Consider the following 13,728-nt stretch of genomic DNA (forward strand, 5'->3'; position numbering starts at 1 on the left):
TCCCTCTGAGATAACACCCTTGAGCATTCAACCGAGCACTTACTCCCCTGACATCGCGGTGCCCACAGACAAACGTGTCTTCGGCGGTCGCGATCTGTTTTCCCTGTGGTTCTCCCTCGGCATCGGCCTGATGGTGCTGCAGACCGGCGCACTGCTCGCGCCAGGTCTGGGCCTGTCCGGCTCGTTGCTGGCCATCTTCTTCGGCACACTGGTCGGCGTTCTGCTGCTGGCCGCCGTCGGCGTGATTGGCAGCGACACCGGCCTGTCGTCGATGGCCGCGCTCAAGCTCAGCCTCGGCAAACGCGGCGCGAGCCTGCCGGCCGTGCTGAACCTGCTGCAACTGATCGGCTGGGGCTCGTTCGAAATCATCGTGATGCGCGACGCCGCCAGCCTGCTCGGCGCTCGTGCGTTCAGCGAAGGCAGTCTGCTGTCGAATCCGCTGCTCTGGACCTTGTTCTTCGGTGCATTGGCGACCTTGCTGGCCGTCAGCGGTCCGTTGACGTTCGTGCGGCAGATACTGCGCAAATGGGGCATCTGGCTGCTGCTGGCCGCGTGCATCTGGCTGACCTGGAACCTGTTCGCCAAAGCCGATCTGGCTGCATTGTGGGCGCAGGCCGGTGACGGTTCGATGCCGTTCGCCGTGGGCTTCGACATTGCCATTGCGATGCCGCTGTCGTGGCTACCGCTGATTGCCGACTACTCACGTTTCGGCAAGCGTGCGAAAAACGTGTTCGGCGGCACGGCGATTGGTTTCTTTATCGGTAACTTCTGGCTGATGAGCCTCGGCGTGGCTTACACCCTGGCGTTCGCGCCGAGTGGTGAAGTGAATGCCTTGCTGTTGGCATTGGCGGGTGCCGGTCTGGGGATTCCGCTGTTGCTGATTTTGCTCGACGAGTCGGAAAACGCCTTCGCCGACATTCACTCGGCGGCGGTTTCCAGCGGGATTCTGTTGCGCTTGAAAGTCGAGCACCTGGCATTGGCGATTGGCGTGATCTGCACGCTGATCGCCTGCCTGGCACCGTTGGCTCAGTATCAAAACTTTCTGCTGTTGATCGGCTCGGTGTTTGCGCCGCTGTTCGGCGTGGTGCTGGTGGATCACTTCATCCTGCGTAAACGCAGTGCTCAGGTGGCGTCAGCCGCATTGCGCTGGCCGGCGCTGCTCGCCTGGTTGGGCGGGGTGAGCACTTATCACTTGCTGGCCAATCTGTATCCGGACATCGGCGCAACCCTGCCGTCGTTGATTCTGGCAGGGTTGCTCCAGCTGGTGCTGGGCCGGGCCTTCAGTTACGGCCGGGAAACAGCTCGGGCTTGAGAATGCCGTTCAGGCGCGGGTAGGGGATCTTCAGTTCGACGTGGCCCAGCGCGTAAGGCGCGATGGTGCTGGTTTCGTACTTGAGGATCACCCCGCCGTAGGTCAGCGCCACGTTCTGGGTTTTCTGGAAATGCCATTCCTTCAGGAACTCCGGTTCCTGATCGAGCTTGGTGCTGATCAGCCAGCTGTTGTGCGCCACTTGCGCGGCTTTCCAGAACGCCTCTTCCTGCCCCGGCACCAACATATCGGACAAGGTCAGCACTTTATGCTGCTGGCGCGAATAGTTGATGAAGCTGCGACCCGGTGTGCCATGGGCGCCGCCGGTGTCCAGGTAGCTGGAAAACTCGACGATCACCAAGCCGTCATGCTGCTCACGTACTTTGGCTTGCAGGTAGCTGCTGTTGCGCGGACCGGCGGTGCGCAAAAACTCATCGCGATAGGCCGCCAGCGTCGGTGCCGCAGGGGCGTCGGGCGAGGTGCGGGTCATTTGCAGCAAGCGTTTTTCGATAATGCCGTCCAACTGCGGTTCTGCAGGGAAGCGCAGCGTATCGATGTTCACCAGCGGGCAGTCAGGTGTCGTGCAACCCGGTTTCAGCTGTTCTGATGCGTCGCGGGTCGTTTCCAGCGGCGCCCGGTAGTTGGGTTGGAACAAACTCTGGCAGGCGCCCAGGGTCAGGGCGATTACGGCCACGGAGGCGATTTTAAAAAGTGACATGGGTGTCCTTCATAAAACTGGGAAAGGCAAAAAGTTATCCGCTTCGACTCTCAACGAAGCAGTCAGTTCGCCACTAAGCTAATTAGAGTTGGTTTCGCCCCCACCGTCTATCTCGCTGACGGAAAGGGGCTGCATCAAACGGCGCGAGCGCGTTAGGATGGCGCGAAGTCGAGGTTGCACGTAACAAAAAGGAGCCTCGTAACGGATTTGCAGTAAAGAGGATTGTCATGACTGATTTTGCCAACGCCATTCCGACCGCCGTCGATATCGTTCGGCGCGAAAAGTGCTACGAGGGCTTCTACAAGCTCGATCGTGTGCACTTGCGTCATGAATTGTTTGCCGGTGGCATGAGTCGCGAGATCAATCGTGAAGTGTTTGTCCGTCACGATGCGGTGTGCGTGCTGCCGTACGATCCGCAGCGCGATGAAGTGGTGCTGATCGAGCAGTTTCGCGTCGGCGCCATGGGCAAGACCGACAATCCGTGGCTGATCGAGCTGGTCGCCGGTCTGATCGACAAGGATGAAGTACCGGAAGAAGTTGCTCACCGCGAAGCGCAGGAGGAAGCTGGGCTTGTGTTCGGGGCGCTCTGGCCGATGACCAAATACTTTCCATCGCCGGGCGGCAGCAACGAATTTGTGCATTTGTACCTGGGGCGTTGCGACAGCACAGGAGTCGGCGGCCTGCATGGGCTGGAGGAAGAAGCAGAAGATATCCGCGTCACGGTCTGGGCATTCGAAGATGCCCTGCAGGCCGTACGCGACGGACGAATTGCCAACGCGGCCAGCATCATTGCCTTGCAATGGTTAGCTTTGAACCGCGCTGAAGTGAGGGGGCTATGGTCGTAAACAAGTTGCGCGATCGCTATCGGGTGGATCTCGTCGGGCTGCAAGCCGCTTGCGAGGCGAACTACGCGCGCCTGATGCGACTGCTGCCGGACATGCGCAATGAACCGGAGGCTCGGCGCATTGCCGTGACCCACGGCGACCAGATGCTCGGCGTGCTGGCCCTCGAAGTGCTGCAGGTCTGTCCGTACACCACGACCCTGCAAGTACGCCAGGAACACAGCCTGCCGTGGCTGCCGGTGCCGCAACTGGAAGTGCAGGTCTATCACGATGCGTGCATGGCCGAAGTGGTCAGCGCCGAACATGCGCGACGCTTTCGCGGCGTCTATCCTTACCCGAATGCCTCGATGCATCAGCCGGACGAAAAGGCCCAGTTGAATATGTTCCTGGGTGAATGGCTGAGCCATTGCCTGGCATGTGGGCATGAGTACGCCGTCGTTCGATAGATGTGAACTGCGTCAGGTTCACAGGTTTCCCCTTTTGATCGTCCCCCAGCATAATTGCGGCACTCATCCAATCCCGTGATTCAGCCTGGGAGAACGCCTTGCCGAGCGTATCCACATTGACCACCGCCGATTCGGCGTTGCTGGTGCAACTGTCCGACAGTCATCTGTTTGCCGAAGCGGACGGGACGTTGCTGGGCATGAATACCCGGGACAGTCTGCAAAAGGTCATTGAGCTGGTGCGCGTACAGCAGCCGCAGATTGATCTGATCGTTGCCAGCGGTGATTTGTCTCAGGACGGGACGCTGGAGTCTTATCAGCTGTTTCGTGACCTGACCCGGCAGCTTGATGCGCCGGCGCGCTGGATTCCTGGCAATCACGATGAACCGCAGATCATGGCCGAAGCTGCTGTGCAAAGCGCGTTGCTGGAGCCAGTGGTGGATGTTGGTAACTGGCGGGTTACTTTGCTGGATTCGGCGGTGCCGGGGTCGGTGCCGGGGTATTTGCAGGATGAGCAGTTGCAGTTGTTGGCTCGTTCGCTGAGTGAGGCGCCTGAGCGGCATCATTTGGTGTGTTTTCACCATCATCCGGTGTCGATTGGGTGTGCGTGGATGGAGCCCATTGGCTTGCGCAATCCAGAAGCCTTGTTTGCGGTGCTGGATCGCTTTCCGCAGGTGCGCGCGGTGTTGTGGGGGCATGTGCATCAGGAGATTGATCAGGATCGCAATGGGGTGCGGTTGATTGCTTCGCCTTCGACTTGCATTCAGTTTGAGCCGGGGAGTGATGATTTCAAGGTTGGGGAGCAGGCGCCGGGGTATCGGTGGTTGCGGTTGTTGCCTGATGGCCTCATTGAAACTGGCGTTGAGCGGGTTGCCGGGTTTGATTTCCAGGTTGATTACGGTTCTGACGGTTACTGACGGTTGCGATCTTGGCGGCCTATGGGCCGACCAAGCTCTTGCGGACTGAGTACATATCCATTTCTGCGGTAACGGCGGCTGGCGGTTTCGCCCTTACGGCGACTCACTTTTTTTTCAAACGCCAAAAAAAAGTAAGCAAAAAAAGGCTCGCCCCAAGCGTCCGGCCCCTCGCTTAGGCTCGGCGTTCCTTCGCTCCGGTATCCATCCGGGGACACTGCCCTCCGGTCTGCTTCGCGACGACCTACATGCAGCGTGTTCGACTGCGTCGAACGGCGCTACGCGCCACTCCCCGGATGAACACCTCCACTCAGCCTCCCGAAAGGGGCGGGTGGATCAAGATCAAAAGCAGGCGAGCTAACGCTCGGCCTATTGAGTGGTGAAAAGCGAAGCGCGTACGCCGATCCTTTGTAGGAGCGAGGCTTGCCCGCGAAGACGGCCTGACAGCCGACCAATATCTTGCTGATGTACCCAATCCACTGTGGGAGCTGGCCTGCCAGCGGTGGCGGCCTGACAGCCGACCTGCAATTTGCGGGTGTACGCCATTCCCTGTGGGACCTGGCTTGCCTGCGATGGCGGCCTGACAGCCGACCAATATCTTGCTGATGTACCCAATCCACTGTGGGAGCTGGCCTGCCTGCGATGGCGGCCTGACAGCCGACCTGCAATTTGCGGGTGTACGCCATTCCCTGTGGGACCTGGCTTGCCTGCGATGGCGGCCTGACAGCCGACCAATATCTTGCTGATGTACCCAATCCACTGTGGGAGCTGGCCTGCCAGCGGTGGCGGCCTGACAGCCGACCTGCAATTTGCGGGTGTACGCCATTCCCTGTGGGACCTGGCTTGCCTGCGATGGCGGCCTGACAGCCGACCAATATCTTGCTGATGTACCCAATCCACTGTGGGAGCTGGCCTGCCTGCGATGGCGGCCTGACAGCCGACCTGCAATTTGCGGGTGTACGCCATTCCCTGTGGGACCTGGCTTGCCTGCGATGGCGGCCTGACAGCCGACCAATATCTTGCTGATGTACCCAATTCCACTGTGGGAGCTGGCCTGCCAGCGATGGCGGCCTGACAGCCGACCAATATCTTGCTGATGTACTTAATTCCACTGTGGGAGCTGGCTTGCCTGCGATGGCGGCCTGACAGCCGACCAATATCTTGCTGATGTACTTAATTCCACTGTGGGAGCTGGCTTGCCTGCGATGGCGGCCTGACAGCCGACCAATATCTTGCTGATGTACCCAATTCCACTGTGGGAGCTGGCCTGCCAGCGATGGCGGCCTGACAGTCGACCAGCATCTTGCTGATGTACCCAATTCAACTATGGGGCTGGCTTGCCAGCGATGGCGGCCTGACAGCCGACCAATATCTTGCTGATGTACTTAATTTCACTGTGGGAGCTGGCTTGCCAGCGATGGCGGCCTGACAGCCGACCAGCATCTTGCTGATGTACCCAATTCAACTGTGGGAGCTGGCCTGCCGGCGAAAGCGACCTCACTGACGACGCTGTTTAATGGTCAGCAAAAATTTCAGAACCTTCCCACGAAGTTTTCAGGTTGCCCGTCAGACGCGGCTTCTCTAGCCTTTTGCCTGTCGCTGACACATTCAGCGATCGGGCTTCGCGGCCCTATGAACTGAGGCATAATCGCCGCGCTTTTCAACAGCACTTTCGGGTGTCTGTCGTTTTGTGTCATGGCGGCTGTGCGTGGGATACCTTCGGGTATGCCGATGCTCAGTTCTCGGTCCGCGAACCCGCGTACAGCTGCCACCCTTACATTGCATCGCGGCAATTGGGGGTGGCTCCATATCAATGAACTGAGGTGTCACCATGTTCAAACCAACCCCCAATCCCCCCGCCCGCAAACCCAGCACGATGTACATGATCGTCCCTGAAATGGACACGGAAAGCCTGTTAGCCCATTCCTGTGAGTCCCTGGCGTCGGCGAGTGTCATGGCCAGCGATTTTGCGGCGCGCCTGCATGGGCCGGACCGGCATACAGCGATGGCGATTCAACAGATAGTCATGCTGGCCGAACTGACGGTGAATCGGGCGCTGGATAATGTCGATCCAGCATAATTTTTTCAGATAGACCGCGCTATCGTTCATCGGGAGCAAGCTCGCTCCCGATGACGCCCGTTCGTGAAACCTGATTCCTGCCTATATCCCCGATCCCCCCGACTCCCTGTAAACTCCGTCTTCTTTACCCGACGCACAGGGAGTTCAAATGTCCGGTTCGATCCTTTATATCCACGGTTTCAACAGCGCGCCTTCATCGAAAAAGGCCACGCAGCTGGTGCACGTGATGGAACGTCTGGGTTTGAGCGATCAATTGCGCGTTCCGGCCTTGCATCACCATCCGCGCGAAGCCATCGGTCAGCTAAACAAGGCGATTGAAGAGCTGGGGCGGCCACTGCTGGTCGGCAGCTCACTCGGCGGCTACTATGCGACTCACCTGGCTGAGCGCCATGGCCTCAAGGCCCTGTTGATCAACCCTGCCGTCAGTCCGCACCGGATGTTCGACGGGTTCCTGGGGACGCAGAAAAACCTGTATACCGATGAGGCCTGGGAATTGACCCACGACCACGTGACGGCCCTGGCCGAGCTGGAAGTGCCGGCGCCCCGGGATCCGCAGCGGTATCAGGTGTGGTTGCAGACCGGTGACGAAACGCTGGACTATCGCCTCGCCCAGCAGTATTACCGCGCCTGTGCCTTGCGCATCCAGGCCGGCGGCGACCATAGTTTCCAGGGTTTTGCCGCGCAACTTCCGGCAATGCTGAGTTTTGCCGGCATCGGCGCAGATTTGTATCAGGCGATCGATTTCACAGCACTGTGATCTTTCGCCTCTATTTCATAGAACATTTGACGACGAGACCCCATGGCCACTCCCAGCGCTAGCTCTTATAACGCAGACGCCATCGAAGTCCTCTCGGGCCTCGACCCGGTGCGCAAACGCCCCGGCATGTACACCGACACCAGTCGGCCGAACCACCTCGCCCAGGAAGTCATCGACAACAGCGTCGATGAAGCCTTGGCTGGGCATGCGACATCGGTGCAGGTCATCCTGCACGCCGACCACTCCCTGGAAGTCAGCGATGACGGCCGTGGCATGCCGGTGGACATTCACCCGGAAGAGGGCGTTTCCGGGGTCGAGCTGATCCTCACCAAGCTTCATGCGGGTGGCAAGTTTTCCAACAAGAACTACCAGTTCTCCGGCGGTCTGCACGGGGTGGGTATTTCGGTGGTCAACGCTTTGTCGACCGAAGTTCGGGTGCGCGTGAAGCGCGACGGCAACGAATACCAGATGACCTTCGGCGACGGTTACAAGAAAACCGATCTGGAAGTGATCGGCACCGTCGGCAAGCGCAACACCGGCACCAGCGTGTTCTTCGCGCCGGACCCGAAGTATTTCGATTCGCCGAAATTCTCCATCAGCCGCCTCAAGCACGTGCTCAAGGCCAAGGCCGTTCTGTGCCCGGGGCTGCTGGTCAGTTTTGAAGACAAGGCCACCGGCGAGAAAGTCGAATGGCATTACGAAGACGGCCTGCGCTCCTATCTTGTGGACGCGGTCAACGGCTTCGAGCGTTTGCCGGACGAGCCGTTCTGCGGCAGCCTGGCCGGTAACAAGGAAGCGGTCGATTGGGCGCTGCTGTGGTTGCCGGAAGGTGGCGACAGCGTTCAGGAAAGCTACGTCAACCTGATCCCGACGGCGCAGGGCGGTACGCACGTCAACGGTCTGCGTCAGGGCTTGCTCGATGCGATGCGCGAGTTCTGCGAATTCCGCAGCCTGCTGCCGCGCGGTGTGAAGCTGGCGCCGGAAGACGTCTGGGAGCGCATCGCGTTCGTGCTGTCGATGAAGATGCAGGAACCGCAATTTTCCGGCCAGACCAAAGAACGTCTGTCGTCCCGTGAGGCGGCGGCGTTTGTTTCCGGTGTGGTCAAGGATGCGTTCAGCCTGTGGCTCAACGCCCACCCGGAAACCGGCATGCTGTTGGCGGAACTGGCGATCAACAACGCCGGCCGTCGTCTCAAGGCCAGCAAGAAGGTCGAGCGCAAGCGCATTACTGCGGGGCCGGCACTGCCGGGCAAACTCGCCGACTGCGCCGGGCAGGACCCGATGCGTTCCGAGCTGTTCCTGGTGGAAGGTGATTCCGCTGGTGGTTCGGCCAAACAGGCGCGGGACAAAGAGTTCCAGGCGATCCTGCCGTTGCGCGGCAAGATTCTGAACACCTGGGAAGTCGACGGCGGCGAAGTGCTGGCCAGTCAGGAAGTTCACAACATCGCCGTGGCCATCGGTGTCGATCCGGGCTCGGCGGACATCGCCCAGCTGCGCTACGGCAAGATCTGCATCCTCGCCGACGCCGACTCCGACGGTCTGCACATCGCCACCTTGCTCTGCGCCTTGTTCGTCCAGCATTTTCGTCCGTTGGTGGATGCCGGTCACGTCTACGTCGCGATGCCGCCGCTGTACCGCATCGATTTGGGCAAAGAGATTTACTACGCCCTCGACGAAGCCGAGCGCGATGGCATTCTCGATCGTCTGGTGGCCGAGAAGAAACGCGGCAAGCCGCAGGTCACCCGATTCAAAGGCCTGGGTGAAATGAACCCGCCACAGCTGCGCGAAACCACCATGGACCCGAACACTCGGCGTCTGGTGCAGCTGACCCTGGAAGATTACGAAGCAACCGCTGAAATGATGGACATGCTGCTGGCGAAGAAACGCGCCGGTGATCGCAAGTCCTGGCTGGAATCCAAAGGCAACCTCGCCGAGGTTCTTGGCTGATGCGGGTTGGCTTTGCCCTGGCGTGTGCGTTACTTCTGACCTCCGTTTCGGCATTTTCCGAACCGGCACCGGAGTTGCGCCTGTTGTCCGAGCATCCCGTCGACGGCATGCGCGGCGGCAACCTGTCGGGGCTGGTCCAGTGTGGCAAGGACCTGTGGACGATCTCCGATCGCGACGATGATCAGATTTATCGCCTCGATACCCGCGACACGGTCTGGCAAGCCGAAACCGTGGGCATCGGCGTCCCTCCGGTGCCGGACAGCGATTTGCCATGGGGGCTGCGTTCGCGGGCCTGGGTCGCATCGTTTGTGCGGGGCGGGGACCTGGATTTTGAAGGCATCACGTGCGATAGCGTCGGTAATCGCTACATCGTCAGCGAGTCCCATGCAGCGGTCCTGCAAGTGCCGCCCGTTGGGCCTTCGTCCTGGCTGAAGATCTCGCCGATGCTGGTCCGCGAAGCGCGGGCCAGCGGCATGTTGTTGCAATTCAATGCGCTGTTCGAGGGGCTGGCGATCAACCCGGCGGGCGATCAATTGTGGCTCGCCGCCGAGCGTCAAAGCCGTGGCTTGCTGCTGATCAAGCGCAAACAGACGGTGTGGGATTGCGACGGTGGATGCGTGTTGCTGAGCGAGGCGGGTAAAGAAATGCAGCCGGCGCAGTTTCCACGGGCCAAAGCCGTGACTCGGGACTTTGCCGACCTATCGCTGTTCAACGGCAAGCTGTTCACCCTTGAACGCAACGCTTACCAGATCTGCCGCCGCGACCCGGTCACGGCCAAGGTCGAGCGCTGCTGGTCGTTTGCCGATGAAGCCTTGCAGGAACACCGCCGCTATCAAAATCCGTTTGGTCTGACCGAAGCATTGATTGTCGACGCCGAGGGGGCCTGGATCGGCACCGACAACAACAACGATGCCCGCGCCGATGGCGAGGTTCGCCCGGTTGTCTGGCGTTTCGCCGCGCCTGAAGGTGGCTGGAGTGCCAAGCCGTGAGCCAGCAGACGCCGGGAAAGCGCGCGGGTCGGGTGTTTATGGTGCTGGCCTGGTGCGCGGCGCTGTTTCTGGCAACGCGGTTTTTCGGCCAGTGGGAGGATCGGCAGCAAAATCCCAATGTGGTCGTCAGCTCGGAGCAGGGCGAAGGATTTATTGAAGTGAAACTGGCCAGCAACATCCAGGGCCACTTCGTCGCCAGCGGCCAGATCAACGGTCAGCCGGTAGATTTCATGCTGGATACCGGGGCGACCGATGTGGCGATCCCGGCTGAAATGGCCGAACGGCTGAAACTTGAAAAAGGCTTCGGGGTGACCCTGAGCACCGCCAACGGTCGTACCGAGGGTTATCGAACCCGCGTCGACCGGCTGCAACTGGGCGACATTGTGCTGCGTGACGTGCGCGCCATCGTCGTGCCAGGCCTGGATGGCAAGCAAGTGCTGCTCGGTATGAGCGCACTCAACAAACTTGAATTTACCCAGCGCGGTGGCACCATGCTGCTGCGCCAGACAACGAACCGATGAGGCCCGCATGAGCGACTCCCTTGATCTCAGCCTGGACGGTGTAGAACGCCGGTCACTGGCTGACTTCACCGAAAATGCCTACCTCAACTACTCCATGTACGTGATCATGGACCGTGCCTTGCCGCATATCGGCGACGGCCTGAAACCGGTACAGCGGCGCATCATCTATGCGATGAGCGAGTTGGGGCTGGACGCCGATTCCAAGCACAAGAAGTCGGCGCGTACCGTCGGTGACGTGCTCGGTAAATTCCACCCGCACGGCGATTCGGCCTGCTACGAAGCCATGGTCCTTATGGCCCAGCCGTTCAGCTACCGCTACACGCTGGTCGACGGCCAGGGTAACTGGGGGGCGCCGGATGATCCCAAATCCTTCGCCGCCATGCGTTACACCGAGGCGCGGCTGTCGCGTTATTCCGAAGTGCTGCTCAGCGAACTGGGCCAGGGCACCGCGGACTGGGGCCCGAACTTCGACGGTACGCTCGACGAGCCGCTGGTGTTGCCGGCACGTTTGCCGAACATCTTGCTCAACGGCACCACCGGCATCGCCGTGGGCATGGCCACCGACGTGCCGCCGCACAACCTGCGCGAAGTCGCGACGGCGTGCGTGCGCTTGCTCGATGAGCCGAAAGCCACGGTTGAGCAGCTCTGCGAACACATCCAGGGCCCGGATTACCCGACCGAAGCGGAAATCATCACGCCCCGCGCCGATCTGCTGAAAATGTACGAAACCGGCAAGGGTTCGGTGCGCATGCGCGCCGTGTATCACATTGAAGACGGCGATATCATCGTCACCGCGCTGCCGCATCAGGTCTCCGGTGCCAAGGTGCTGGAGCAGATCGCTGCGATGATGCAGGCCAAACCGTCCAAGGCCCCGCAGATTGCGGACCTGCGCGACGAATCCGACCACGAAAACCCGTGCCGGATCGTGATCATTCCGGGCGCACGGAAAAACTTCGACCACGACGGGCTGATGCAACACCTGTTTGCCAGCACCGAGCTGGAGTCGAGCTATCGGGTCAACATCAACATCATCGGCCTGGACGGCAAGCCGCAGCTGAAAAACCTGCGTGCGCTGCTGGTGGAATGGCTGGAGTTCCGCGTCAACACCGTGCGTCGTCGTCTGCAATTTCGCCTGGACAAGGTCGAGCGTCGCCTGCACCTGTTGGACGGTTTGCTGATTGCCTACCTCAACCTGGATGAAGTGATTCACATCATCCGTACCGAGGAACACCCGAAAGCCGCGCTGATCGCGCGTTTTGCCCTGAGCGAAATCCAGGCCGACTACATTCTCGACACCCGTTTGCGTCAGTTGGCGCGACTGGAAGAAATGAAGCTGCGTGCCGAGCAGGATGAACTGCTCAAGGAACAGGCCAAGCTGCAAGCCCTGCTGGGCAGCGAAGCCAAGCTGAAAAAACTGGTGCGTACCGAGCTGATCAAGGACGCCGAAACCTACGGCGACGACCGTCGCTCGCCAATCGTCGAGCGCACCGAAGCCAAGGCCCTGACCGAACACGATCTGCTGCCGAACGAGAAAGTGACCGTCGTGCTGTCGGAAAAAGGCTGGGTTCGCTCTGCCAAAGGGCATGAGATCGACGCTACCGGGCTTTCCTACAAGGCCGGGGATGGTTTCAAGGCTTTGGCGCCGGGTCGCTCCAACCAGTTCGCAGTGTTTATAGACTCCACCGGTCGCAGTTATTCGGTGCCTTCGCACACGCTGCCATCGGCCCGTGGCCAGGGCGAGCCGTTGACCGGCCGTCTGACGCCGCCGCCAGGGGCGACTTTTGAATGCGTGCTGATGCCGGAAGACGATTCGCTGTACGTGATCGCCTCCGACGCCGGTTACGGCTTCGTGGTCAAGGGTGAAGACCTGCAAGCCAAGAACAAGGCCGGCAAGGCGCTGTTGAGCTTGCCGAACAACTCCAAGGTCATTCTTCCGCGCCCGGTAACGGATCGCGAGAATAATTGGCTGGCTTCGGTGACCACCGAAGGTCGCCTGCTGATCTTCAAGATCAGTGATCTGCCACAATTAGGTAAGGGCAAAGGCAACAAGATCATCGGGATCAACGGTGAGCGTGTGGCCAGTCGCGAAGAATATGTCACGGACATCGCCGTACTGCCGGATGGCGCCACGTTGGTGCTGCAGGCCGGGAAACGTACGTTGTCACTGAAAGCGGACGACCTCGAACACTACAAAGGTGAGCGTGGGCGTCGTGGTAACAAACTGCCACGTGGCTTCCAGCGGGTCGATGCGCTGCTCGTCGAAAACCTCAATTAAGCGTCCTAGAGGCCTCGATCTACGATTTAACGCGTAGATCGACGCATTGGCGCTGGAGTCGGAACGCATATTCACGGATGATATGGCCTTTCAAGCGCCGGCGTGGCCGAGCGTTCTTCATATTTATTGAGTATTTTCACTGTGGTTAGCCTTGTGGCAACCACCTGGATGGGACGATGACTGCTCTGCGCCTTCCTTTTATTTTGATGCTCGCCGGCGTTCTTGGCTTGGCGGGTTGCAGCGTTCACCAACCGGTGTCGCTGTATCAGCTGGACAGCGGAAGTCCGGCTCAGCCTGCGCAAAGCGCGGGCATGGCGGTTTTGCTGGGCCCGGTGACGGTTGCGGATTACCTGCAACGCGAAACCTTGTTGCAGCGACAGCCCGATGGCAGCCTGCAGGCATCGCTTGACGGTCGGTGGGCGGGTAGCTTGTCTTCCGACATCGATCAGCTATTGCTGCGTCAGGTAGCGGGTCATCTGGACAGCCAGCGCGTTGTGCTGGCGCCTGCGACTGCCGGCTTCACGCCGGATGTTCAGGTGCTGATGACGATTACTCGCCTGGACTCGGGTGAATCGCAACCGGCGATCCTGGATGCACAATGGCGTCTGATCGACCGTCGTGGCCAGGTTCGCGACAACCGCATCATTCACCTGCAGGAAAAGCACGCTGGCGGTACGGCGGCTCAGGTTCAGGCTCAGGGTGTGTTGCTGCAGCGTCTGGCCGAGCAGCTGTCGGTAGCGCTCAAACCGCTGGCTAACCAGCCACCGATTGCCGAAGCGCCGAAAAAACCGGCTGCCAAGCCTGTGGCTCCGGCGGCGGAACAGGAAAAGCAGCCGAAGATCCCGATGGCTTCGCCAATCCGCACCGATATGGAAGTGTTCAGGTTCTAAGCCTGGATTGATTCAACACAAAGCCCGCAGAGATGCGGGCTTT

The 13,728-nt window shown here is 60.1% G+C and carries 11 protein-coding genes and 1 pseudogene; 11 read left to right on the forward strand and 1 reads right to left on the reverse strand.

All coding sequences use genetic code 11. The features are described 5' to 3' along the window. Positions 1-19: 19 nt before the first annotated feature. Positions 20-1,312, forward strand: a complete 1,293-nt coding sequence (gene cytX / locus ACYZT8_RS02165) for a putative hydroxymethylpyrimidine transporter CytX (RefSeq protein WP_461978872.1) — start codon at positions 20-22, stop codon at positions 1,310-1,312. Here cytX and ACYZT8_RS02170 read toward each other — a convergent pair. Next, the gene (locus tag ACYZT8_RS02170; RefSeq protein WP_461978874.1) at positions 1,281-2,027 is read right to left on the reverse strand and encodes an RsiV family protein; all 747 of its coding nucleotides are present in this window, start codon (positions 2,025-2,027) and stop codon (positions 1,281-1,283) included. The two genes, cytX and ACYZT8_RS02170, sit on opposite strands and share 32 nt — an antisense overlap. 227 nt (positions 2,028-2,254) lie before the next feature. Here ACYZT8_RS02170 and ACYZT8_RS02175 point away from each other — a divergent pair, with 227 nt between their 5' ends. The 10 genes and pseudogenes from ACYZT8_RS02175 to ACYZT8_RS02220 all read left to right on the forward strand — a co-directional run bounded on the left by ACYZT8_RS02175 (position 2,255) and on the right by ACYZT8_RS02220 (position 13,685). Beyond that, on the forward strand, positions 2,255-2,872 hold the full coding sequence (locus ACYZT8_RS02175) for an NUDIX domain-containing protein (protein WP_131058782.1): 618 nt from the start codon (positions 2,255-2,257) through the stop codon (positions 2,870-2,872). Then, positions 2,863-3,315, forward strand: coding sequence for a DUF1249 domain-containing protein (locus ACYZT8_RS02180; protein WP_131058783.1), 453 nt, complete (start codon positions 2,863-2,865; stop codon positions 3,313-3,315). The genes ACYZT8_RS02175 and ACYZT8_RS02180 overlap by 10 nt, the downstream gene beginning before the upstream one ends. Before the next feature lie 98 nt (positions 3,316-3,413). Further along, positions 3,414-4,229, forward strand: a complete 816-nt coding sequence (gene cpdA, locus ACYZT8_RS02185) for a 3',5'-cyclic-AMP phosphodiesterase (RefSeq protein ID WP_461978876.1) — start codon at positions 3,414-3,416, stop codon at positions 4,227-4,229. Between the two features lie 1,846 nt (positions 4,230-6,075). Then, positions 6,076-6,306: pseudogene (locus ACYZT8_RS02190) on the forward strand (DUF6124 family protein); the annotation flags it as partial. Between the two features lie 148 nt (positions 6,307-6,454). Further along, on the forward strand, positions 6,455-7,063 hold the full coding sequence (locus ACYZT8_RS02195) for a YqiA/YcfP family alpha/beta fold hydrolase (RefSeq protein WP_461956871.1): 609 nt from the start codon (positions 6,455-6,457) through the stop codon (positions 7,061-7,063). A 42-nt stretch (positions 7,064-7,105) separates the two neighbouring features. Beyond that, positions 7,106-9,010 (forward strand): DNA topoisomerase IV subunit B, encoded by a 1,905-nt coding sequence (gene parE, locus ACYZT8_RS02200; protein ID WP_461978878.1) that lies wholly within the window; start codon positions 7,106-7,108, stop codon positions 9,008-9,010. Next, positions 9,010-9,999 carry an esterase-like activity of phytase family protein gene (locus ACYZT8_RS02205; RefSeq protein ID WP_461978880.1) on the forward strand — a complete coding sequence of 330 codons (990 nt, stop codon included), beginning with the start codon at positions 9,010-9,012 and terminating at the stop codon, positions 9,997-9,999. The genes parE and ACYZT8_RS02205 overlap by 1 nt, the downstream gene beginning before the upstream one ends. Then, positions 9,996-10,520, forward strand: coding sequence for a retropepsin-like aspartic protease family protein (locus ACYZT8_RS02210; RefSeq protein ID WP_461978882.1), 525 nt, complete (start codon positions 9,996-9,998; stop codon positions 10,518-10,520). Before ACYZT8_RS02205 ends, ACYZT8_RS02210 begins: the two co-directional genes overlap by 4 nt. 7 nt (positions 10,521-10,527) lie before the next feature. Then, positions 10,528-12,795: a DNA topoisomerase IV subunit A gene (parC, locus tag ACYZT8_RS02215; protein WP_461978884.1), complete on the forward strand. Its 2,268-nt coding sequence runs from the start codon at positions 10,528-10,530 to the stop codon at positions 12,793-12,795. Positions 12,796-12,971: 176 nt separating this feature from the next. Then, complete coding sequence (locus tag ACYZT8_RS02220; protein ID WP_461978886.1) at positions 12,972-13,685, forward strand: PqiC family protein; 714 nt, start codon at positions 12,972-12,974, stop codon at positions 13,683-13,685. Positions 13,686-13,728: the final 43 nt, after the last annotated feature.

It is taken from the genome of Pseudomonas sp. LB3P93 (assembly GCF_054898025.1).

Excerpts from the sequence above, each read along its gene's own strand:
- ACYZT8_RS02170 (WP_461978874.1), bottom strand. The coding sequence starts at position 2,027 with ATGTCACTTTTTAAAATCGCCTCCGTGGCCGTAATCGCCCTGACCCTG.
- ACYZT8_RS02175 (WP_131058782.1), top strand. The coding sequence starts at position 2,255 with ATGACTGATTTTGCCAACGCCATTCCGACCGCCGTCGATATCGTTCGG.
- ACYZT8_RS02180 (WP_131058783.1), top strand. The coding sequence starts at position 2,863 with ATGGTCGTAAACAAGTTGCGCGATCGCTATCGGGTGGATCTCGTCGGG.
- ACYZT8_RS02195 (WP_461956871.1), top strand. The coding sequence starts at position 6,455 with ATGTCCGGTTCGATCCTTTATATCCACGGTTTCAACAGCGCGCCTTCA.
- parE (WP_461978878.1), top strand. The coding sequence starts at position 7,106 with ATGGCCACTCCCAGCGCTAGCTCTTATAACGCAGACGCCATCGAAGTC.
- ACYZT8_RS02205 (WP_461978880.1), top strand. The coding sequence starts at position 9,010 with ATGCGGGTTGGCTTTGCCCTGGCGTGTGCGTTACTTCTGACCTCCGTT.
- parC (WP_461978884.1), top strand. The coding sequence starts at position 10,528 with ATGAGCGACTCCCTTGATCTCAGCCTGGACGGTGTAGAACGCCGGTCA.
- ACYZT8_RS02220 (WP_461978886.1), top strand. The coding sequence starts at position 12,972 with ATGACTGCTCTGCGCCTTCCTTTTATTTTGATGCTCGCCGGCGTTCTT.